24 protein-coding genes and 3 pseudogenes are annotated in these 23,483 nt (G+C 35.3%); 1 reads left to right on the top strand and 26 read right to left on the bottom strand.

Annotation, left to right across the window (positions count from 1 at the left end; translation table 11 throughout):
• Positions 1-63 precede the first annotated feature (63 nt).
• The 26 genes and pseudogenes from ltrA (K5S59_RS13720) to K5S59_RS13595 form a co-directional block, all read right to left on the bottom strand.
• The gene (gene ltrA, locus K5S59_RS13720) at positions 64-1,995 is read right to left on the bottom strand and encodes a group II intron reverse transcriptase/maturase (RefSeq protein WP_202338138.1); all 1,932 of its coding nucleotides are present in this window, start codon (positions 1,993-1,995) and stop codon (positions 64-66) included.
• A 758-nt stretch (positions 1,996-2,753) separates the two neighbouring features.
• The gene (locus K5S59_RS13715) at positions 2,754-3,152 is read right to left on the bottom strand and encodes a nucleotidyltransferase domain-containing protein (protein ID WP_061531288.1); all 399 of its coding nucleotides are present in this window, start codon (positions 3,150-3,152) and stop codon (positions 2,754-2,756) included.
• A gap of 21 nt (positions 3,153-3,173) precedes the next feature.
• Positions 3,174-3,545: a hypothetical protein gene (locus K5S59_RS13710; RefSeq protein WP_001267127.1), complete on the bottom strand. Its 372-nt coding sequence runs from the start codon at positions 3,543-3,545 to the stop codon at positions 3,174-3,176.
• Positions 3,546-3,564: 19 nt separating this feature from the next.
• Positions 3,565-4,242: pseudogene (locus K5S59_RS13705) on the bottom strand (ubiquitin-activating E1 family protein); the annotation flags it as partial.
• A 116-nt stretch (positions 4,243-4,358) separates the two neighbouring features.
• Entirely contained in the window at positions 4,359-6,236 is a 1,878-nt protein-coding gene (locus tag K5S59_RS13700) for a reverse transcriptase domain-containing protein (protein WP_033656444.1), read from the bottom strand.
• Positions 6,237-6,867: 631 nt separating this feature from the next.
• Positions 6,868-7,050 carry a ubiquitin-activating E1 family protein gene (locus K5S59_RS13695; RefSeq protein WP_000029266.1) on the bottom strand — a complete coding sequence of 61 codons (183 nt, stop codon included), beginning with the start codon at positions 7,048-7,050 and terminating at the stop codon, positions 6,868-6,870.
• A 12-nt stretch (positions 7,051-7,062) separates the two neighbouring features.
• A complete protein-coding gene (locus K5S59_RS13690) occupies positions 7,063-7,464 on the bottom strand; it encodes a hypothetical protein (RefSeq protein ID WP_061531289.1) in 402 nt (133 codons plus the stop codon).
• 50 nt (positions 7,465-7,514) lie between these two features.
• Positions 7,515-8,480 carry an MPN domain-containing protein gene (locus tag K5S59_RS13685; protein WP_046199363.1) on the bottom strand — a complete coding sequence of 322 codons (966 nt, stop codon included), beginning with the start codon at positions 8,478-8,480 and terminating at the stop codon, positions 7,515-7,517.
• A gap of 65 nt (positions 8,481-8,545) precedes the next feature.
• Positions 8,546-8,716 (bottom strand): hypothetical protein, encoded by a 171-nt coding sequence (locus K5S59_RS13680; RefSeq protein WP_000280379.1) that lies wholly within the window; start codon positions 8,714-8,716, stop codon positions 8,546-8,548.
• A gap of 116 nt (positions 8,717-8,832) precedes the next feature.
• On the bottom strand, positions 8,833-9,477 hold the full coding sequence (locus tag K5S59_RS13675; RefSeq protein WP_000859312.1) for a hypothetical protein: 645 nt from the start codon (positions 9,475-9,477) through the stop codon (positions 8,833-8,835).
• Positions 9,455-10,276 carry a hypothetical protein gene (locus K5S59_RS13670; RefSeq protein WP_000732880.1) on the bottom strand — a complete coding sequence of 274 codons (822 nt, stop codon included), beginning with the start codon at positions 10,274-10,276 and terminating at the stop codon, positions 9,455-9,457. The genes K5S59_RS13675 and K5S59_RS13670 overlap by 23 nt, the downstream gene beginning before the upstream one ends.
• A gap of 16 nt (positions 10,277-10,292) precedes the next feature.
• Entirely contained in the window at positions 10,293-11,105 is an 813-nt protein-coding gene (locus tag K5S59_RS13665; RefSeq protein WP_000770659.1) for a hypothetical protein, read from the bottom strand.
• Entirely contained in the window at positions 11,102-11,659 is a 558-nt protein-coding gene (locus tag K5S59_RS13660; protein ID WP_001269722.1) for a hypothetical protein, read from the bottom strand. The genes K5S59_RS13665 and K5S59_RS13660 overlap by 4 nt, the downstream gene beginning before the upstream one ends.
• Positions 11,643-11,972, bottom strand: coding sequence for a hypothetical protein (locus K5S59_RS13655; RefSeq protein ID WP_000062335.1), 330 nt, complete (start codon positions 11,970-11,972; stop codon positions 11,643-11,645). Before K5S59_RS13655 ends, K5S59_RS13660 begins: the two co-directional genes overlap by 17 nt.
• A gap of 12 nt (positions 11,973-11,984) precedes the next feature.
• Positions 11,985-13,097, bottom strand: a complete 1,113-nt coding sequence (dnaN, locus tag K5S59_RS13650; protein WP_000673198.1) for a DNA polymerase III subunit beta — start codon at positions 13,095-13,097, stop codon at positions 11,985-11,987.
• 80 nt (positions 13,098-13,177) lie between these two features.
• On the bottom strand, positions 13,178-13,705 hold the full coding sequence (locus tag K5S59_RS13645; RefSeq protein ID WP_000917103.1) for a hypothetical protein: 528 nt from the start codon (positions 13,703-13,705) through the stop codon (positions 13,178-13,180).
• A gap of 77 nt (positions 13,706-13,782) precedes the next feature.
• Positions 13,783-15,681: a group II intron reverse transcriptase/maturase gene (ltrA, locus tag K5S59_RS13640; RefSeq protein ID WP_002019929.1), complete on the bottom strand. Its 1,899-nt coding sequence runs from the start codon at positions 15,679-15,681 to the stop codon at positions 13,783-13,785.
• 767 nt (positions 15,682-16,448) lie between these two features.
• Positions 16,449-16,799, bottom strand: a pseudogene (locus K5S59_RS13635) (Rad52/Rad22 family DNA repair protein); the annotation flags it as partial.
• A 22-nt stretch (positions 16,800-16,821) separates the two neighbouring features.
• Positions 16,822-17,217 carry a hypothetical protein gene (locus K5S59_RS13630; protein ID WP_001055070.1) on the bottom strand — a complete coding sequence of 132 codons (396 nt, stop codon included), beginning with the start codon at positions 17,215-17,217 and terminating at the stop codon, positions 16,822-16,824.
• A gap of 331 nt (positions 17,218-17,548) precedes the next feature.
• Positions 17,549-17,799, bottom strand: a pseudogene (locus tag K5S59_RS13625) (hypothetical protein).
• A gap of 67 nt (positions 17,800-17,866) precedes the next feature.
• A complete protein-coding gene (locus K5S59_RS13620) occupies positions 17,867-18,151 on the bottom strand; it encodes a hypothetical protein (protein WP_000633806.1) in 285 nt (94 codons plus the stop codon).
• Positions 18,152-18,411: 260 nt separating this feature from the next.
• Positions 18,412-18,636, bottom strand: coding sequence for a hypothetical protein (locus K5S59_RS13615; RefSeq protein WP_001100171.1), 225 nt, complete (start codon positions 18,634-18,636; stop codon positions 18,412-18,414).
• An 18-nt stretch (positions 18,637-18,654) separates the two neighbouring features.
• Entirely contained in the window at positions 18,655-18,927 is a 273-nt protein-coding gene (locus K5S59_RS13610) for a hypothetical protein (protein WP_000675279.1), read from the bottom strand.
• A 438-nt stretch (positions 18,928-19,365) separates the two neighbouring features.
• Positions 19,366-19,629: a hypothetical protein gene (locus K5S59_RS13605; protein WP_002020034.1), complete on the bottom strand. Its 264-nt coding sequence runs from the start codon at positions 19,627-19,629 to the stop codon at positions 19,366-19,368.
• Between the two features lie 248 nt (positions 19,630-19,877).
• Complete coding sequence (locus K5S59_RS13600) at positions 19,878-20,804, bottom strand: hypothetical protein (RefSeq protein WP_001259102.1); 927 nt, start codon at positions 20,802-20,804, stop codon at positions 19,878-19,880.
• Positions 20,805-20,813: 9 nt separating this feature from the next.
• Positions 20,814-21,797, bottom strand: coding sequence for a hypothetical protein (locus K5S59_RS13595; protein WP_000796697.1), 984 nt, complete (start codon positions 21,795-21,797; stop codon positions 20,814-20,816).
• A gap of 614 nt (positions 21,798-22,411) precedes the next feature.
• Here K5S59_RS13595 and K5S59_RS13590 point away from each other — a divergent pair.
• Entirely contained in the window at positions 22,412-23,362 is a 951-nt protein-coding gene (locus K5S59_RS13590; RefSeq protein WP_057525835.1) for a nucleoside hydrolase, read from the top strand.
• The last annotated feature ends 121 nt before the right edge of the window (positions 23,363-23,483 follow it).

The following is a 23,483-nucleotide window of genomic DNA, read 5'->3' as shown; positions in this document are numbered from 1 at the left end:
TAATGATAAGTTCTAAGCGAACAACGCTAGTTATTCATGTTTCATTTCCACTTCATTTTGTGATTAAATACAGATTTCCTCGTTTTTGACTAATTTTCGCAATTTATTGAGTTTGCCTAACTGTTCCTCATTGAATTTGTGTTCATTGAGTAGTTGGTTTATGGTTTCTATCTTGGTTGCGTGTATTAGTCTATGGACACTTGGTTTGATGATGGTAAGGTTCTTGTAGCTGTCGTCCTTTGTTTCACTCCATAATCGCTTATGGTGACAATGAATGTCCCAAGGTAAGAGTTTCTCACCTGTTACACTGCATTTGCCTTTTTGTGCGACATAAAGAGAAATTCGGTTGTCATTGTATTCTACGGTTGCCCGTTCATTTATAACTGGATTTTCTCTTAACCATTTCAGTTCCGCTTCGGTTATGTCTGCCAAGTTTTTATGTATCAGGGCTCGTCCTTCTGCGGTGTACTTGTTAATGACTTGCTTTTTCATCATCGGGTTTTTGTGTTGAATATAGGAGATTGGTAGGATGGGACGTTTCATGAGAAATCTCATCATTTTTGACTTTAGATATGGTTTAATACCTTTGTCTTTTCCTTTATATTCTCCTATATTCGTGTATCCATTTGTATTGCTTTTACCTCCAGTTGTTGACTTAGGGAATCTGTTATACATTATGTGGTCAAGATTATGGTTCATTTTACTGAAATCCTGGGAGGCATGCGTAGCTATTTTATAATAGTTGTGCTTACCAATGACCATGCTGTTGTATATGCTGATTCTCTTAATTGTTTCATTAGAGTTTGGGGTTTTCTGTATTCTTCTCACTTGTTTTGCTAAATCTTGTTTTGTTTTTTCCAGTGCTTTTGGGGAAACGTGTGTTACTGCAATGTATCGTGTGTCACCGTTCTTCTTTTTACCTTTCTTTACAGCTTTGAGGGTGAAACCTAAGAATTCACTTTGTTGCTTTTTCAGATTGGTTACTTTAGACTTTTCGGCTGAGATAGGCAGTTTTAGACGTTCTTCTAACCACATTTGAGTCGCTTTGAAAATTTTCTCCGCATTACTACGTGTGTTTGTGAAGATTTTAAAGTCATCTGCGTACCTTACGATGTACATTGGTTTCATCTTGGAAGTTTTGGTGAGTTGTGTCGTTACAACGTCATTGCACCAAATTCCCCTCATGCATCTCGGTTTTACCTTTTTAGCTTTGAATGTCTCCCATTGTCTACTTATCCACCAGTCGAATTCATTAAGATTGACGTTGGCAAGTATAGGACTAAGAATCCCGCCTTGTGGGGTGCCCTTGGTCGGGAACATTGTTGTGCCATCAGGCATTTGCACTGGGGCTTTCAGTATTTTTCGGATAATGACCAGAAGTTGTTTGTCACGGATACCCAATGTCCATAATAGACGCATGAGCTTGACGTGATTTACCTCGTCAAAAAAACCTTTAATGTCTACGTCTACTACATATGTAAGGTTTTGTTTATTTACTCGCACTGATGCATCTGCTAGGGCATGTTCAGCACTTCTGTTTGGGCGAAAACCATAACTTCGGTTACTGAAGTGCGCTTCGCAGATTGGCTCCATGACTTGTAAGATGCACTGTTGGATTATCCTATCCCACATAGCCGGTATTCCCAGGGGTCTGGTTTGTCCGTTGGGCTTCGAAATTTCTTTACGTCTTACTTTCTGCGGTTGGTAGTTTTGAAAGCGTCTTTTAACTTCATTCAAGAAATAGCTTTGTTCCATTCCCTCAATATTCTTTATATTTACATTATCACAAGCTGCAGTTCTACTTCCTTTATTCCCCTTAATATTGCGGTAGGCGAGAAGTATATTTTCGTCTGATATAATGATAGACATTAGGTTTTTGAAAGAATTTCCCTTTGTTGCTTTTTGGTATAGGTTATCTAGGACAGGTTGAATACCGTAGTATTCGTTGTGTCTTAGTTTATTCCCCTTTGGCGCGGACTTAGAATTGCCATTCATGGTCTATCACCTACTCTCAAATTGATTTTTGGTGACCTTTTGAGTCTTACCAGAATCCATGCAAGATTAGATGAAATTTCAGTTCCTACTATATAGACTTGTGGCTGTTCCTCCAGTTCCATTACAGAACCTTCAACGGTCGTGCCACTACTCTCACCACTATTAAGAATACTTCCCTTGGTTGTCCATTTCGTATTCAACTGTATCCGCCGATAGAGATTACTCTCAACGTTGGTGGCTTTCGACGTTCCATTCAGACTATCATTGTTTTAAAGGTCATTTTGACCTCCGATTTAGGTGCTTGCTATACCCCGTGTCTAGCTCCGTTGCCTATAACAACGTTAGGATTGTTAATTATGAGATATCCCCAATCCATTAGACAAGTCTTGTTTTCAGACTCCGAATCATTTCTGATCCGTGTCCTTTTCGAGGCGTACATTCGCAAGTTCGTCAATGGTTTACCACATTCTCACCATGTCGGTTGACAGCATACGGTACTTGGTTAGTTCCAACCGGTTTATTACTCCTGTTGGCTTTCGGTTATACAGTTGTGCACTACGAACCGTGACCGTATATTTTACCCTGCTCTCCACATCACGCTATGCCTAGTGTATGCAGTTGGGAATCTCACTGGGGTAGTTTCGGGGCGTTACTCCTTCATTCCTACCACTTATCTGAACAGTTATCCTGTTCTTTATTGCTTTGATTGTTTTTCCAATTAAGAACAGTCCTCGTTGTCGCTTATACTTCCGTATTGCTTACTCGAGAACGTCTCGCACCTCATATAGGACCTTCCCTTCTAGTGCAATTTTGTGCTCCATGGTTACATTGCGATTAGCACGTTCTTGAAACTCTTCTGGTCCATACACTAAAATATCAACTGGTGTTTCCATTATATCGTAAATACCCCAATTAATACGGTTAATGACTTCCCTTTTTCTTGCTCCTACACCATCCACAACAATACAAAGATCAAAATCGCTATCTTCATTTGGTGTGCCATAAGCATGAGAGCCAAAAAGGATTATTTTTTGGACAGAAGACACGGTTTCACAAATTTTTTGTACTAATAGGTTTAATTCCCTTTGTACTTCTTCGTTAATCCGAATCACCTCTTGGATAATTGAATTATATTGACGTTTGATTATATTATACATACATTTCACTTCTCCCTGCTATTACATATTTATTTTTATATTTTTCTCTTGTTTCCCAACGTTCTGCAATGATTGATAACATTCGTATATCTGCTTGAAATCTTGTAAAAATCCATCGTCAGAGATACTATGAAATCCTTTAAAGTTCTTTCTACACCAATATAAAATGCTAGATTCATCCTTCGCTAAAAAAGAATCCGGATTGAAATGAATCAAAGCCTCTGCTAAACAAGCCAGAAGCAATGGTATCATTTCGGAATCTTGCTTTGATAAATCAAGTACAGATACAACGGTATACTGTTTATATTGGTAGTATTGTAGAACACCATTACACATGTTTGTTGGTGTTAAACTGTGTTGCAATTGAGTGGAATCTAATTGATACACTCTCATCTTGTCCCCTCCTATATCATTACCCCTCAATTGGTGCAGCTTTCATAAAAGCCTTTTGAGCCTGGAAAATGATATAGTGATTCGATACAGTACCTTCATCAAAGAGTTCGTTGACGAATTGAGCAACAGTCATGGCAGCGAACTTATTAGTAATAACGCGCTGTGGTTCTGAAGCAGCTAATTCGGAACAACTTAATTGACTTGGAGCCGTTTCTTTTTTCGTAAAAGCATCCGCAAATAAATCACCAAGCGGTGAAAGAATGACCTCGCCATTCAATTTAACTCCACATACTGCTTGTCCGTTATAACCACTGTTTTTATAATCAGCTATTTGTTGAGGTGTCCAATGTCTTTTATTTACTTCTCTCCAATTATCAGGAACGGTTACAGCTGTATTCCCTACATCGATGTAAAGAAGATTATCCGATTGATGGAAGAATTGATGAAAGACTTCACGAGAAAACATATTATCTACTGCCCCAATTACAATTGGCAGATACAAGTAGTCGTCTTTATGTTGTTTTTTTAATAAATCATATTTATTACCAAACAACTGCTGCATTGTTTCTATGTCTTCTATGTACTGTGACGTAAAGGAAGAGATAGGAACGTTATAGCCAGCTTTATATCGACGAGCGAGTACTTCTGCTTTGTATTTACCAACATCAGGTCGAATAAAGAGTTGATTTCCAAGGTTGTAGAGTAGGAAGCGAGCGCCTTGTCATATTGCTATGATAGGTTTCTCAAAACCCCTCACCGAACCGTACGTACTCCTCTCAGAGTATACGGCTCTCCATCAATTGCTTGTCAAAGTTATTTTTTTCTGTTTTTCGCTATAAGTTCTACTCTCATATCATAGTGAATTTCATTATGGCAATCCTCACATACGGCTAATGTTTTGCGTCTACGGGCAATCATTAATTTTTGCCATTTGGCTTTGCCTTTCTCAACATCTTTCATTTTTCGGACATGGTGCATTACTAAGTTAGAATCGGTTTTACCACAATGTTCACATTTGTTGGCTGACAACCTATCCATAAGACTAGTTGTTGACATATGAACTCTTGAGGCTAACAAGTTGTCGATGTTATTTTCTTGTGTTTTCATCTTAGTTATATCAACCGTTCTAAATCCTTCCCTGTAGAAAGAATGAGAGTGTTGTTTGCCTTTTTTATCTTTGTAATTGACTATGAATACACCGTTTTTGCAATATTTCCCCTTAATTTTTCCGATTGAGCTTTTATATTTATTGGCGAATGTTTTATACATGCTGTATTCTAGAACGTAACTGAATTTTTGGAGTACCGTTGAATTAACTGCATATTTGTAGTAGTTGTACATCCCTCTGATCTGTAATACATAATTATGTAGTATTTCCAAATCATCTAGGTGTGCCATTTCCGGTCTATGCTTTGGTTTCCAAGTTTCTTTCCCATTCACATACTTCATTTCTAAAACATTCAGGGCAAGTAATTTATTTCGCCATGCTTCATGGGGGATTTCAAGTCTTACTTTTAGATTGTGATGTCTTCTTTTTGCACCTTTCACCGAGTATTTGGTAAATAACTCGTTTCTAGTGATATTGACGTTGTATCCAAGAAATGTTGCTTTCTTGCTAGAGTGGGTGATAAGTGTTTTTTCTTCTGATAAAGTTAATTTTAATTCTTCATTGAGAAATTGAGCTATATCAGATTTAATGGCTTTGGCATCATCTTTACTGCCGATTATCATTACAATAAAGTCATCAGCATATCTAACATATTTTAGTGACTTAAATTTATCCGACATTGGATTGTAGTAGGGACGTTGTCCCCTTTCCTTAACCCATTCGTTGACTTGCTCGATTAATTCCTGAGCTTCATTGTGTTTACCTTGTTCTCTTAGTAAGTCTGCTTTCTTACGCCCTCTTTTTATTTTGAGGTGTAAGTATTGATATCTTTTATCAACTTCTCTGTCTTTTGGTTGACCTTTTCCGAACTTTTCAGCGTATTTTTCCATGTATATATCTAGTTCGTTTAGATATATGTTGGCAAGAAGAGGACTGAGAATCCCTCCTTGTGGTGTTCCACTGAATGTTTTGTGGAATTGCCAATCCTCCATGTACCCAGCTCTTAGGAACTTCCATATTAATCCGATGAGTGTTTCGTCATTGATACGTTTTCTTAGTAGGTCAATTAGGATATGGTGGTCGATATTGTCAAAGAAACCTTGAATATCACCTTCAATAAACCATTTAGTTCCATTACCACTCTTTTTAATTTGTTTCAAAGCTGTATGACAACCCCTATTTTTCCTGAATCCATGTGAGTTCTCAGAGAAGTTTGGTTCATAAATTGCTTCTAAGATATACTTTATTACTAATTGGACAAGTTTATCGTCAAATGTCGGTACCCCAAGAGGACGTTTTTTCTTACTCCCTTTTTTATCAATATATACTCGCTTAACAGGAGTAGGTTTATAGTTACCATTTTTAATGTTGTTGATGATTTTAGATACTCTATTTTTTGAGAAGCCATCAACAGTGTTATTTATGGTTCCTCTGGTCATATTACCTGGATTGGCATATATTTCTTGATAACCTTTATAGTAGAATTCTGGATTATAAAGATTTCTATATAATCTTTTGAACTTATAGTTTTCTTTAATAGTATTCTTCGACAAGGTGTTCAATACATAAACTGGATTTCTCATCAGCATCTCGCTTCCTTCCTGTTTATTATCATCATGAACTAATTGACTACCTTCCTTCGCCATCCTGATTTCACAACCATGACCTAACGTAATTTGTCATACGTTAGTGTGATAGGCTTTCCCTATCTCTGACTACTACGAAGGCTCCGTTACCATATGGAATATTCAAGAGCCACATTTCTTGGTTTTTACCTTGAAATCATCCTCTATAGCCATAAATGGCGCTTCCACTTAGGTAATCCCCATTTAGTACCTTGTAAATAGTTTGTAGTAATGTCGGTTGGGACTTTCAATCTTTACTAATGTACTTTAGTTGGTTCTCTAGTGTGAAACACACCTCTCTCCACAAAAAATAGATGAGCTGAACTAGAGACATATCGTTTCAATGTCTATTTCGATATGGTCGTCGATAAGACCCCTTGATTTATCCTTCACGCAGTTTAGCATTCAACCTTGTTTACCACGGTACACCTAGAAATTCAGTCGCACTCATGACATTAGAGTGACTTATCCCGTTGCAGCCATGCTACACTCCCCGTTCACTTTCGATTACGGATAAGGCTACCGGTGTCGGGTTGTTATCTTGTTTCACTTCACCCGCTGATTTACTAAATCAGAGTTTACAAGGCCCTTATGGGCGCACTTTTTCTTCAACCGTGTCTGGATCTGCAACTACAATTTCACCATCCAATTGAAAAATACTCATCATTTGAGCAATATGTTGTAAAATTAATCCTCCGTTTCCTCCAGCACCTACTAATACAATATGTGGTACAATCTTCTTTCCTTCTGCAATATCAATAACAATACTCATTTTTATAGCCCCCTATTTTTCTTTTGATAGTGTATTCTCTAAATTTCGTAGAAATGGAATCGATAAATTTGTAAGCCTATGCACGGTATACAAGTCAAATGAATGCATCACTAGTATCGATGCAGCATAAATGACTCCTACCTCTTGCACAATGCCTACAACATATTGAAGTAAATTCAACTGCACAACAAGCGTGTCTACATATTCTTGATGTGTGTCTAAATCAATATGAGTATTCTTCCTCTGTCCTTCTAATGCTTCATATATGTGATTCATCTCTAACTTGCACATAAATTGAAATAGCTTATAGTCATCATGCGATTCCTCTATTGCTTGTTTATTCTTTGTAAGAACTAACATGTATTGCTTTATCTTTGTAAACATTGAAACGTGAATTGTTTTTAATGTTGTCATAATAAAGAAAGAGACATAAAAATATGTCTCTTTTACGCCCCCTTGTGTATTTATTTTAAAAGTGTGATCCTACTTAAATCGTAATCTTGGCTTATCCCTTTTGTTGCATATTCTCCTGCAAATATAAAGTTAGGATTAATAGAATGAAATTTTCCATCTATACAAGTGCGTACTCGTAGTTCAGGGAAAACATCCTCTATTCTGCCAACAATTGCATAAAGAATAGGAGCCCGTTCACTTTGATCATCTAAATCACTTGGTTCAGCAGAGAAACGATGATGACTGTGTATCTCCATAACTTTCATAGCGATAGACTGCATCTCTATATTCGTTTCTGGGATTACAATTTCAGTTGCTATCTGCTGGCGTGGAAAGTCCATAAAATAACCACGCTCTTTATTGAAATAGACATCGGCATGCACTTCGCAATCACATTTACGAGAAATGGCCTGTGCAATAATAATAAAGTCCATTAATAAAGTTCTTGGAATAAAATCCCCAGGTAAAAAGTGATTCAGCCAAGTACTAAGAAAAGAAAAAGGACAATCTGAAATGGATTGTCCTTCTACAATACTTGCTCCTTTTGCGCCGACAGTTAAAATCGGAAGTAGTGCATTTGTATCCTCATCAAATTTAATGACAGTTAAGCCTTTTACAAATGAGGGATAGCGTTGCTCTAATTTTACGCGAATGTCCTCTGCTTCTATTTTTCTTACATCTGTGGAATCTCCATTTTGAACAGCAATTCCATGTGTAATTTCTTCTTCTGTAAACCAATCTACTAACGGTATATCTCCAAATACTACATGACGAACAACCGTTGTTGTATTGATTTTATCTAGACAATCTGTAGATTTTGAACCAGTAGCTTTCTTACTAGCCTTTGTCTTATTCTTTGCTTTTTCCTTTTTTTCTTCTTTTTTAGCAGCAGCTTGCTCTGAAGCAGCTTTTTTCACTGGTACTGTTGTTTCCTCTACTTGTGTTTCCATATCAAAAAAATCGAATAAGTTTGTCATAATAAAAAATCCTCCTAGTATCTTTGCTTATATATAGTTCTGCTATTTTCAGAAATTCGATGTACTCAATTACTGTCTGCCAGTAACTTATTTTCCATTAAAGTTAATGGCCAAAGTGGTAAATCATTGACTCTTTTGCCATCTGAATTTTGTGTAATACCCTTCTCGTTTAAAAACTTAATAATTCGTTGTCTTTCTCTCTCAATTCTCATTCGTGTTTCATAATCTAAATACACCGTATTTCCTCCTAAGCATGTTGGATCCAATGTTTATAATCTAAACTCCAACAAAATTATTATTCTTAATAAATACTCCCCTGCTTCTAATAAACAATCACTCTAAAGAGCGTGTATTAAAAAGTCATTTCCGATTCCATTAAAATAGAATCATCAAAACTTTGGTTTTCAAATCGTTTAAATAGCTCTCCAACTGGTTCCGTATGAGTATGTGTAAGGTCGTGATTAAAAGAACTTGCAAAAAATAAAACATGAAATGTTTCTAAATCTTTTAAAGTCCGGAATTCAGGTATCACAACTCTACCTGTACATACAGATCCACTAGGATGAACATTAGAATATGGAAATTGATATAATTTCATTCCTTCTTCTAACTCCATATCTTCTTTTACAGCAAAGACAGAGATATTCGTAACTCGTTTTTGGTACACCGTATAACGAAATAATAGACGTGGAAATCCTACTTGTTGAAACGGTCGTTCAAAAAAATGAATATCCCACTGAGCCTTTGGTACTTCAATCCAAACAGCTTGTTTATCTCCACTCTTAGATAACACCTCGTGTTTTATACAACCTTTTGGGAGTACGCCACTAGAGTAATGAGTATTATCTTGTGTACCCTGCTCCATAACTTCTTTTAAAGCTAAATAAAAGTCCTTAAAAGTAACGGCAGTTTCTCCACGTGATAATTCGTTGTTAAATTGCTGAATGGTTACAATTCCTTTTGGCTCTAAAGCATCAAATATTGCTACTGTCTTCATTTGTTATGTCCCCCTGCGTATAGATTGTTTCCACTAAATCTAGTAACATCTCAAATTTATATGGTCCGTATAATGGTTCCTGGCCATAATAGAGATACAGAGATTCTTCATCAATTTGATAAGAATGCTGCACTGGATAACAATCTAGTAATTTAGAAATTTTTTCTTTATGCTTCGGTGATATGCCGTCTATTGTTTCAGCTATAGCACCCCATGTGTCCTCTGCTGCTTCCTTTATTTCCTTTAATGGTATGTCGAATAGTGTAGAGAGCTTTTCATACTCTTCTTCATCAATTGGAAAAGCTTCTAAGCCCATATCTTCGATCATGTCCGTACCCAATTCTATAAATCCTTCTTCATGGTCTAATTCATAGATATTCTCTCGGTCTAAATACGAGGGAGAATACTGTGTTACATCAATCGAAAGCTCATGCATGCTTTTAAAGTAACGTAAGATATGAAATTGACATGAATAAAATTTAGATAGATTTATGTTTAATAGGTTCATGGAAAGTAAGAAGATGACAATCGTATCTGTTGATTCTATGTCCTCCCACCTTATTGTTTGGTTTTCATCTAGAAAGTCCACACAAGTTTGGATTTTACTAATTGTTCCATGAGAGATTTTGTTGAAATCTATTTCTATATCTTTAGAAAGGCTTTCTAATATATATATTTCCTCTTGATATCTTTGTTTAATTTGTTCCCAACTAACGATGCTATAAGTTTTGTTTAACTTAAGTGATAGTAAGTAGTTTGACATCGCTACATTAGATGAATAGCTAAATAATTTCTTCATTTTTTGGCCCTCTGTACTAATTTGCTATATTTTTTGTTAACTGTATCTCTTCAAAGATACGAAGTAACATCTCAATTCGTTTAATTGCTGGAAAATATGTATCATCATCATAGAAAAGGTAAAGTTTTTCCTCATCAGCTTGGTAAAGCATACGTATATCAAACTGATTCTGGATTGACTGAAAGAAACTTTGATTCTCTATCTTGATATTAGAGAGCATTTCACCAATTGGACTCCATGCATTCTCAACAATAAGGTTTATCTCATCCATAGATATATGAAATAAATTCGAATATTGGATTAAGGTATCTTTATCGTCGCTATCTACCTCTTCGTGATGTAATTTCATATCTTGAAGTAAGTCATCACCCCAGCTTTTAAATGAATCCTCACAATCGTATTCTTCGAAATTATCTTGTTCTAAATAAGTTGGGTAATAATCTTTTACAGGAATCCCCAATTTATACATACGTATAAATATCTCCATAAGATAGAATTGCGATGTATAGAAGCAGGAAAGATCAGTATCTAAAGATGTTTCCGCAATCATAATTATTTCAAGTAAGGTTTTCGAATCAATTAAACCAATTGGGAAATTCGAGTCTTCCTCTAAATAAGAAACAGTAGCCATTACTTGTTGAATGGATCGTTCTGAAATCTTACTGAAGTCTATTTCTCTTGAGTGCTCTAAACAATCTAATATATAGATTTCTTCTTCATGCTTCTTATCTGCAAGTAATTCATGCAGTAAGTGAGCATTCTTTTGCATTTTTAACGAAAGTAGATACTTTCTTACTTTCTGGTGATTGTATGTAAATAATAATTTCATACCTGGTTCCCCTTCGTCTTTTCTCGAATCATTGCCGCAAGACGGATTATAATTTCATAATAAGAAAGTACCCATTCATCAAATGAGTACTGTTCATAACCATCCTCTAGAAATTCAATCAAAATATGACTGGGATACGCTTCACTTTGATAGGTGTTAAACGAAAATTCATGTAACACGAATTGAAAATCAGATTGTGTTATATGTTCCGAGCCTATACATAAATAGTAACCAGCTGTATCGAAGTAACATCCTTCCGCAGCCATAGAACTAATATCCGAAGCGAAATTCGAATACATGTCTTCTGAGCTAAATAACGTCCCATCTAACAGGTCTTCTTCAGTTCCAAAGGCAAAGTGACAAAATATACTTGTTTGCTCGTTAAAACGCGCAAACGACTCGAATAATAGTTCACTTGTGATATGCAACTTGTCCCTGTGAAAATCATTGATATTGATTAAGAATGGGATGTTATATTTACGAATTAATTTTTGTATGCGTAGTATCCGTATGTATACTTTCATCTCATTTCCTTGATTAAATAAATATCTCATCTTCTAGCCCCTGCTTTTCCACATCTTCTAGTTGTTCAGTGAAAAGATGTAAATGTAGCATTTCTTTTAATTCACAATCTGGACCATTTATACGAAATGAATTATCACTATAAAACGTGACATAATGTCGTAGCTGCTCAAATTGCTTTTCAAATTCATCTATATGTTCTAATGGTATGTTTTCTAAATCAGGCATTTCGTTCGCAATAAATCCATTTATAATCAATTCAAAGGATTGACGAAGTTCTTGATTATTAGGAAGGACTTCTTTTGACTGTAAAAAGTCAAAGAAGTCACTGTGATTCATACTCATTTGGATGCCCCCTTACACGCGAACCGGTAGAATTAACTGCAGATTAGAGTGAGTTGTATCCTCTGCTCCCACTACCACGATAGGTCTCTGATTACTAATCATTTTTATCGCGATTGTTTCAGAAGTTATCGTTTGTAGTGCTTGTAGCAGATATTCCACATTACAAGCCAATGTAAATGCTTCTACTTGATTACATGGAATTTCTACACTTGCAGTACCTACTTGAGAATTTTGTGGTTTAAGATGGATGCTTTCTTTTCCTTCTGACGTAAGTACGATTAAGGAAGAAAATGCTGAAAGCTGCTCCAACGTATTTTTAAATTCTTCACGTGATAGTTGTATTTCACTTTTAAATTCGTCGGGTACCATACGTGCCGTATCGGGATATGTACCAGCTAGTAATCTAGACTGATAGATAATACTTTCGCCACGGATCAACAGCTGTGTATCACTAATGAGCTTTAATTGTAAATTTGTTTCACGATTAAAGAGCTTAAGAGCTGTTTTAAGAGACTTAATTGGTAACACGACTTCACCATCTTTTGCGATAGTGATCTTTGTACAATCAAAATGTAAACGGGCTAAACGGTGAGCATCAGTTGCTATACTAAAGAACTTATCATCAACTGATTTTAAGTTCACACCTGTTAGAATCTTACGTGTATCCATTGCAGGAATAGCATGTAACGTTCCGTTGGCCATTGATACAAATTGTTCTTGTGAAAGTGAAATCCAATCTTCCCCTGCTTCGATTTTAATTTCAGGATATTCTTCGTGATCCATGGTACAAAAGCTAAATTGTTTCTTCTTACTTTCTACAATCTTTAGCTCATTGTTTTTATGTTCAAGACCGATGAATTCACTTTTGAATTTCTTAATCGTTTTAAGTACCGGAGCAGCTGCAAAAAGCACCTTCCCCGGTTCAGTACAATCCCCACTGTTTACATTAAAGCGAGTTACTAATGTTACTGTTTCTGTACCGTCTGAACCCATTAGAATCATTCCCTTTGAATTACAATCCAATAAAACACCTTGTAATGCCGGCATTGGGTTTTTAACGTCTACAGTAGCACTTGCTTTCTCTAATTTTTCAATAAATAATGTACGGTTAATAGTAAATTTCATAATAAATCCCTCCAAAAAGTAATAAAAAAAGAACAGACCTCATATCCTGTTCATTCGTTTTCCTGCTATAAAACAAAGCTTTACGCGCTTTGTTGTTTTTTTAACTGTTGTATGAGTTGATGAATGGCTTCTGTATGATCATGAAGTAACCATTCTCTAAAGGATGTAACATCACCAGGAATAAGAGCTGATAACCACCGGTTAAGCTGTTTCTCATTTCCAGGACGGATATTCTTCGCTTCGTGAATCAACTGTAAACTAGTTAGAATTCCTTCTAAACCACCAATCGTCGTATCCTCAAATGTTCTTGCTTGCGCATTATAATTGTGATTATAGGCAAGTAGAATTTCCTTGGATGTAATACTTAATGGTTTTGCAAGCTCTTGTATGTTTTGAATTAGTACACCTAGACTTACTTGGCCATTCGATGGTTCCTTCTTTGAACTTCCTTGTTTATGTTTTTGCTGTAACATAGTAGGTGGTATAAAATAATATCCTTTCTTTTGATAAGAAATATAGATACTATTTGGGCCATTACTACATGTAGAAAGTTCTACTTTAGTAGGTTTTACATTATAATACCGATAGGTAAGCCAATTCTTCAGCATTACCTGTTAAGAGTGGCTTTTCCCCCGGTCCACACCGTACGTGAGACTTTCACCTCATACGGCGCTCCATCTAATAATCAAATAGCATGAATTTTGTTCCTGAATCGTTTCAGTTTATTAATTTCCTTATTATTCAAGATGCTGCTCATATCAACTTCATTGTGTATTGCCTTGTGAATTTCCTTATCTACACAGGCTAGATTTGGCAGCTTATTGACTTCTTCTAACGGGAGATTAGGATTAATGTGATGAACATGCAGGTTGTGCTTCCCAAGTGGGACTCCTGTAATTCTACATTTTCCTCTATCTCTGTTGAACGCATATCCTCTATTCATAAAGTACTCAAAATTGTATCGGGGTGAATTCACAAGTTTTTTCCTGACTTTCTCAAGGAGAGAGAGGCTTGTAATTTCATCTAGTCTGACACTGAACTCCTTTGTTCCCTTTCTTCGCTCGATTAATTTACGTCCCGAAGGAGAGTATGGAGTTTCATTTTGAACCTTTTGTTTATATAGGTTTTCGTTCATCTTGGTTAGGTTTAAATGCATAATGCCAATGTAGCCAACTTCGGTTTTAATAGCTAAAGTCTTTTGTGTCCGTTTAGGGTATTTGTCCGCAAGGTTAATACACTTGTTGATAGGATGTAAGACCCCACCACGCCTAGATAGAAGATTAAAAGTCTTTTTTCTTAACTTATAACCTTCTCTATCCATTATGGGAGATTCGGTGGCATATGAATAATAATTTATTAATCCTCTAACCTTTGAGTTATAGGCTAAGATTAGCTGTGCATTACTCAGTTTATCGTGGCTTAATCTTTTGCCGAGAGAAGTGAGTGTGGCTCTGAGTTCTTTTACTTTTCTTTTAATCTTCTTATCAGAAGGAGTTATTTGGCTGATATATCTTGTCTTTTTATCCTTCTTCTTTTTTCCTTTTACACCTTTTAAGACTACCTTGTATTTGAAGCCAAGAAATTCTATTGGCTTATGCCTGATGTTGGTTATTCTTGTTTTCTCTTCGGATAGTTCAAGTTTAAGTTCTTTCTGAAGAAAATTCTTGATAACAGTCTTCCATCTATAAGCATGGGATTTGTTATTAGTGACTAGAACCCAGTCATCAGCATATCTGATTAGATAGCCTGGCTTAAGGTTAGAAGATTTTAAACCTCGTAATTTATGATCGTGTTTCGAATACTCATGTCTGGTTGTAAATTCTTCAAATTGCTTGGCAACCCATTTGTCGAAGGAATGTAAGTATACATTTGCTAAGAGGGGGCTTAATATGCCACCTTGGGGTGTACCATTGTCATTTCTAATGATATTTTTGAAGATTCCAGCTTTGAGGAATTCCGTTATTAGGCACAATATTCGTCTATCTTTGATTCCCATGCTCCATAGTTTTTTTATAAGAATCCTATGGTTTACTTTGTCGAAGAATTGACGAATATCACCTTCTACGATCCAGTGATACCCAGTGTTATGAACAAGGACTTTTACTCTTTCCAACGCATGATAGGTAGTTCTTTCTGGTCGAAACCCAAAGCTGTATTTGAAGAATTGTGCTTCGAGTACAGGCTCTAAGACTTGCTTCATCATTTGTTGAATTATCCGGTCTTCTATGGTTGGAATACCGAGAGGTCGTTGTCCGCCATTAGCCTTTGGAATAAACACACGTTTTATTAGGTGCGCCTTGAAATTTGTGAGTCTACCACGAATTAACTCGATAAGTTTTTCTTCGGATAGTCTGAGGTAGTCTTGGATTGTTTTTCCGTCTACCCCTGGAGTCATGGAGCCTTTATTGCTTTTTAGCGAGTGTATCGCAGTGACAATATTAGGTTTTGACATCGCAATTTCAAGGAGAGATGTGTGTTTGATTCTCGTCTTTTTTTCCATATGCTCTTTTGTTTTTGAGTACAGCTTGTCTAATGTTCTCTTTAATTCTGTTTCTGATTCAAGAGTATTTTCTAGTTTTCGCACCAAATTGCATCACCTCTTTTGCTGAGATTTTGCTCTAAGGTTTAGTCGGTTACTGTTACACATTCCTAGAATAATTTTGCCTTTGCATGATTATTAGACTTGGGCCCTTCCCTCTAGTTATATTACATAACCTTCTTTGGTACTATGACCCTACTGCCATTGGTGTTAAGGAACTTCAGTATTGTATGTGTAATACCTTATATCCACGAACCGATAATTAACCATCGTATGACGTTCTCACCAACTTCAACTGTTCCACATGTTTTAGCCTTACATATAGCCTTAGGACTCACCTTTATGCCGTCAGTTACTAATGAACTAATCGTAATTTGATTCATTAGATGAATAGGGTATAGTCCCTATCCGCAGATTTGATATACCTTATTATCATTTCCACAACTGAAAAGGTATGGTTTTACCTCCTCCATATTTCTAAGGAACGGATAGTATCGACACGTACATTCAGTGATTCGCCAGAATCTATGATTCATTCTATCCATAGCTATTTTATGGCGTCCCGATTACTTTTCTTACCATGTTCCCTGAGGAATTTAGGTTCGATTTTCACCGCCTTCAACGGGCTCATAACAATGATAGGGTTCTCTATTATTGCTATCCGTAGTATTAGACCTTTTCAAGAGTTTACGATGTTCTTGCAAGACTTACTTCCGAGTCTTGATAGTCAAACATGCAGTTAGAACATTTTATAGTTCCCTCGCTTTTATATAGTGTGTTTCCACAACTTTTTGTGCGAGAACAGTTCACACAAGGTATCTTCCTACGCCCCAAAGCACAGCAGCTCTTTTTAAACTATTTGAAAAGCCACCTTTTACAGAACTATAGTCAGATTCTTCACTTCCATCCTCTTTTGATATCCAACGTTCATTCAAAAACACTGATATGGTACATTTCGTTGCTTTCTCACCCCATTTTTCATACGACACCTGCCAGTTATCAATACCAAAGACTTCATCAAATCGGTCCTGAATGGCGCGTGCGTCAACAAATGGAGCTACAAACGCAAAAAAACGACCTTGGCTTTCAAATGTATTTATAATTTTCCATCCTAATTGTTCGACAGGAAATTCAGCTTGTAAACTTTCCATTATATTTGTCATAATAATCCTCCTGTATTACTTGTTATTTCGAATCTGGGTGTTTCCACTCTTTCTTTCGAAATTCATCAATCATTTCACATATAATTCCTCTGTTTTCATGAAGCAGCCAATCCTCATGGGAAGTAATATCTTTCCCTGATTGAATGGATAGACGCTTATTCAAATCCTCTATACTTTTACAACTGATATTCCTTGCTGCATAAATGAGACTTAAACTTACTTTTAAATCTCTTAAATAAGAAATGGTAATATCCTTAAATGTCGTAGCTTTCGTATTGAAGTTTTGATTGTGCGCTTGCAACATTGATACAGAACTGATCCATAAAGGATTAGCTAGTTCTTTAATTTCTTTAATAATGTCATGTAAATGAGCATCATTTTGTAATTTCCTTTGTGATTTTTCCATGACTAAATTCATGATGTTTCCCCCTAATTAATAAAATAATTGCCTAAAGTGCTGGCTATACAATAACTCCAAACTTGAAGACAACACAAAAAGGGCTTCTTCAAGTCGATTAAAAATGTGTATAGCAAAATAAGCTATATATACACTAATCGGCTCAAAGAAGCCCTTTCATAAATGAAACAAGACGCAACTTGCTTCTACAACTCAACCACAACACAAAAAAAGGTGTGGGAATAAACGGAATCAATTAAACAATAAATATATCTGTATATTAAACTATCTTTATTTTTAATGCAAGTAAAAAAGAGTGAAACAACCGTATCACTCTTTCATCCATAGTATATTATTTGCTCCAAAATTCATTATAATACCAAGCTCGATAAGAAATATGTTCTGATACATCCATTATTTTCATACGTCTTCTATGATTTTAGGGTGAACAGGTATACTATATATCTTCGCATCGTCTGGTTTCATCATATCTTCTACTTCAATTTTTACAACTTTTAGATGGTACGGCATACGACCATTACTAAAAATATCCCCTACACAAATTGTCCAAAGACTTGTTTCTATTTCAGTTACATTATTCATTTTATATTCTCCTCTATAAATTAATAAAAAAGACATTGAACAAATACGTCCAATGTCTTTTTCCCTCTTATATACTAGTTAACTCAAAGTATAATTTTTCTGGTTTTCCATACATGCTAATTTCATTTTGATATACGACAGCTAATGGCTGAGGCATCTCAATGCTTTCCATATAGGATAATGAAGCAGCTGCTTCTATTTTTTCTTTAATCTCATTAGGAATGGCTGAATAAGATAAGCTATTCATTTTACTTCCTAATTTAGTATCTGTAGCAGCTTCATAATAAATTTCGGTAATTATGACCTCATTATCATCTGGATCATACATATATCCTCGGTTAACTGTAATCATATTGTAGTGCTCCTCTCAGGTTTACATTTTCTAATTCCTTGTGCTTTTAGCATTGCAACAAGTACCTTACTTATATATAAATCCCATATTTTCTATAGTTGCATTCCATTCTATAACTACTGTACTATGTCTCTTTTATAAATTGTTCTTAAAAACGGAGAGTTCAGAAATTCTTAACAAAAGTAGGATATGATAAAGCCCTGGATTTGGTTATAATTTCTTACCGCTTTTAATATTTGAGATTCTTTAAATTTGCTTTTTTACAGTGTAATTGCATAGACCCAGGAGCCTTTTTCAAGCCTGAATGTATCAAGATCTTTATCTATACGATAGAAAACATTCAGTTCATACTCTGAAACTACTGCAAAATACATATAAACTGTCCCTTTACCTAAATATTCAATTCTCTCAATTGACAAAGAGAACATATCCCTCATAAGTTGTTTACAATGTAAAATCTCTTTTAATTCTTTTTCAACATTCATATATATACACCTACTTTATTAAATTTTTGGTAGTAAATTTGCTATAACACATGGTAAATCTACAATCTTTTGACGATGATAAATTTCTTCTACTGTGTCATAGATTGCTATATGCCCATAATCTACCTTTACTCGCTCACGCAAACCTAATCGATTAATATTAACGTACTCCACTTCTCCATAATCACTCTGCGCTTCCATTAAATAAAACCCTACTGCCTCATATGGACTATTGGCTGCAATAATTTTTATAGCAAGTTCTTCTCCATAACTAACCTTATAAAATTTCATTTGTACTTCCCCCTTGAAATAGAAAAAAGCACCTTAAAATTGTGCTTTAATCACTTTTATTATTCGTTTAGCCTAAATGGTCTAATACATGTATTTCCTAACTTAAAGACAACACAAAAAGGGCTTCTTTAAGTCGATTAAAAATGTGTATAGCAAAATAAGCTATATATACACTAATCGGCTCAAAGAAGCCCTTTCACAAATGAAACAAGACGCAACTTGCTTCTACAACTCAACCACAACACAAAAAAGGTGTGGGAATAAACGGAATCAATTAAACAATAAATATAGTTATATATTAATCTATTTTTATATCATATTCAATTGTTTTAAGGAAACAAAAATAAGAAGGGAATTTATATATAGTTGTTTTATGTACCATATAATAATGCCCCTGTTTCAACGTTTATAAATCCCCTCTTATTTCAGTTCTTGTTGTTACACCATGTACTGCATTTCAAAATAAAGTTTTTCTGGTTTTTGATTTTGGTCTAAATGACATAGTATTTCTGGAATGGTTTGTTCTTCTACTTCCATACTTTCCATATAAGACATACTTTCGTTTTCTTGAACTTTTTTAAAAATGGAAGTAGGTAGTTTGTCTGCAGAAAACACACCCATTTTGCTTCCTAACTTTTGTTCGGATGCAGCGTTGTAGAAAATTTCGTTCACAATGACCTCATTATCATCTGGATCATACATGTACCCTCGTTGTATACGTAGCAATTTGTTACTCCTTTCAAATATATTCCTTTACACGAATGTTTATATTTGTATATATTGTTTTTCTGTATAAAGGTGTCAAAGAATATTATTTCGTAAAATCCGTAATTTGTATAGAGGGAGATACAGGATAATTCGTTTTCTTAAATTTTTTTTAAATATTCCACGCTTTTTTATATAACAAACAAGCCACCCTTTAAAATGAATCAATAGCTTGTAAGGGCGGCTTAGTTTGTTGCGAATAGCTTTGTATTTAATTGTTTAATCTCTCCTTCTGCAAGGGGCTGGTAAAATGCATGTTGTAATCCTTGTATATGCAAGGTTTCTCCTATACATAACAATACTTTACCAGGGAGCAGGTCGAGTAATAGTTCATTATTAATTTGCTTTGCTTGGTTTTCAGTAGAAACATAGATAACTAACACTGTAGGATTGTTTCCTAAATCTTGCATAATAACATCTTTTCCTGATTCTACGAAATCTTTCCATCGAGCAATAATTCGTTTTAAACGATCCTTTTTATCTGTTAGTAGAGTGGAGTATACAACGAAATTAAATATGTGATTTACTCCGCCTTGCACTGCAAAACTTAAAGGAGGGGTAAAAACCCCTTTACTAATAGATGGATGCATAATATGACCTAAAAACGATGGAGCATAACGCAGGTGGCAGATTAATTCTATATCGTGCCAATAACGTAAGTGAACATATTTACCGTGATTATCAATTCGTTCTGGGGCAAAGAAGAACATATTTCCTTGCCAGTATTTTAAAAATTTGTAACCATTGTCGGATAACGTATATGTTTCTTCAAAGATCTCCATTTCAAAACTCTCCACTTGCCATTTTTCAATTAGACGGTAGTAAAGTAATCCTTGAAGTGCATCATTTATTTTCTTACGAGAATATTTATCCTTAAATAAATATAATAAATGATTAAATCGAACAGATGTATGAACACCAATGAAAGCAAGTAAGGTATACTGTTCTTCTGTTAAACGCTGCTTAAACTTAACCAATTCGTCAAAAGAATGGAATACATAGGTTTTATCCAGTTCATGTATCCGATATATTTGAAGTCCCTGTACATCCTCACTTGATAAATGAGGAATAGAAGGGACATAAGTGGGCAATTGTTTCTCTATTGTACGCATAGTCATCCATTAAAATTGGAAAATTGACGAATTAGTTTTTTTACTTTGTCCCTGCGGATAATTTAGGATACGCACTGTACCTTTTCTATTTTTCGCGTCGATATTAAGCAGCTCACATGTAACAATCGTTTGATTTTTCGCATCTTCTACAGTTGGATTAGCAAGATTACGGCTCTTAAGTCCTTTAAACTGAATTCCTGGTGCAACCTCTACGAAAATACCCGCAATAGCGTCTACCCCTACAATTTTACCTACAAATCGGTCACGGCGTTTCTTTAGTTCTAACAACTTTTCAATTGGATCTGTTTCTAGTTTCTTTTTATTTCCTCTAAATTCATAACGGCCATTCTTTTCCCCTACTTTATCGATGATAAGTTCTACAACATCACCAATGACAATATCCTCCGGACGGACGAATGTATAGGACCAGTGTGAGTACCGTACACCTATTGTTACACCGTGTACTTCAACTAAGACTGTTTGTGCAGATGGGATATGTCCTGAAACGGTTCCTGTGTATACCTTGTTGCCCTCTTGCGCTGTCACTTCTTCATATAATCTTTTTTGAAGTGCCAATTCTCCTGCAGTGATAGATACAACAGCAAAGTTGCCTTCCTCCGTTTTTTGGAAGTGTTCAATGATTAAAGGCTTGGTTCTACCAACTAGCCATTGAGGATTTTTAGGAACATTTATACCTGCCTCTGTAATGGGGCAATATGCTGTTGTATGAGTACCAATTTGCATTGTAAGTACTTGTATACGCTCAGACTTTCCGTTTTTAGTTGGGAATAGCTTTTCAGATACGACTGTAATCAAGCCTTTTCCTACAGTACGCTCACGTTTCATACGGGCTAATTCCTCTAGTTCATGATCACGTACTCGCTCAAATTGATTAAAGTTTGTTTCTAGCACTGTGTCACCTTGTAGGTTCTCTGCTTCAAAAGCCATTCCAAGTTCTTCTACAGTTTGAGTGTTTGTCTTATCTTCTGCCATTATATTTTCCTCCTAGAACGTAAAAAAGGACACACCTGTACCGTTGGGATGGTACGTAAGGTGTGTCCTTCACGTAAATTATGGTTTATTTATATAGTTGTTAATACAAATATAATGGTATTTCTACTCAAATGCAAGAATAATTTTAAAATCATAAGTTTGCTATAGGTTAAATCAAAATCTAGAATGCAGCCTTACTAGGGGGACCGCTAGTATTTCGGAAAAAACACGCTAAGAGTATGCATAATTTTATACAATTTTTCGAGTAATTCAGTAACAAACGAGAACCCTAAAACCGCGCCAAGATAGGAATGTATAAAAAATTGAATAGATCCATAGAACAAAAAAAAGCGGACTCCCTGTGAGAGTAAGGGCCCGCTTTTTTCCTCTCTACCAATAATGATGCGTTATGTTAACTGTACTTGTATACAATATACAAAACAAAAATACTTTTTTAGATGCAAACACATATAAGATATCTAAAGTTATAGATGAACAAAATGTACTATTGAAGAATATATAAAATATATATCAAATATATATCAAATATAGTACAAGCCTATTCATTACATCCTTAGTAAAAATAAAATTTTATGGCTTTTGGAGGAAAACATATGCCCAAAAAAGTTCTCTTGTTTACAGATTTGGGAATTGATGATGTGTTTGCTATTCTGTACACCTTTTTTCGTAAGGATATCCAACTTGTGGGGATTGTAGCGGATTATGGAAATGTATCGAGAGAGAATGTTATAAAAAATATTAACTATTTGAAGTATATTTCGGGAAGAAAAGAGATACCCGTATTTCTCGGTGCTTCTGTACCTTTAACAGGTATATTGGTTCAATATTTTCCTGAAGTACATGGAAAAGTAGGACTAGGACCTATCATTCCACCTGAAATCCCTTATCCAATTTATCCCATAAATGATATTTACAAAATTATAAACTCAAATTTAGACGATCTTACAATTATCAATTTGGGAAGACTTTCATCATTGGCTACGTCATTTATTTTGAATTTAGAAGCAATGCGGAATGTGAAAGAATACATTTGCATGGGTGGAGCCTTTTTTTACCCCGGAAACGTGACTGCTGTGGCTGAAGCTAACTTTTACGCAGACCCTTATGCAGCAAACTTAATTCTGCAGCATGCGAAGAATTTGACAATTATTCCATTAAACGTCACCCAACACGCGATTGTTACACCTGAAATGGTTCAACAAATTGATGCATTTCACCGGAATACACAAGACCTTGCAGGACTCATCATCAAACCTATGTTAGACTACTACTATAATTTCTACTCTAAATCGAATCCTGGCATAGGAGGAAGCCCTATGCATGATTTTGTAACAATATGGTATTTGTTGAATCCAGATGCAGTTCGTCTGTCAAAAGTGCCCATCAAAGTAATTCCCGATCAAGGAGAAGGATTTGGTCAAAGTATCGCAGACTTTCGTTTTGTGACAAATCCAGGTTATAAAACACATAATATCGCTTTTCAGTTCAATTATGAAAGATTTAAGAGAGATATTATGGAAACATTTTTAAGGAAAAGACTATAGCATATCCTAAGTAAAGATAAAAATACATATTTAAAAAAGAATTATTTATAGTTGGATGTATTGTAGTTGCTATGAGTTTACTAAAATAGAACTTCCTATATCGAGAATTATGGTGCGACAA

It is taken from the genome of Bacillus sp. BML-BC051, from assembly GCF_019656175.1.
Taxonomy (GTDB): Bacteria; Bacillota; Bacilli; order Bacillales; family Bacillaceae_G; genus Bacillus_A; species Bacillus_A mobilis.
Note: the sequence above shows the minus strand (reverse complement) of the source record. Positions and strands in the feature narration are given on the sequence as shown.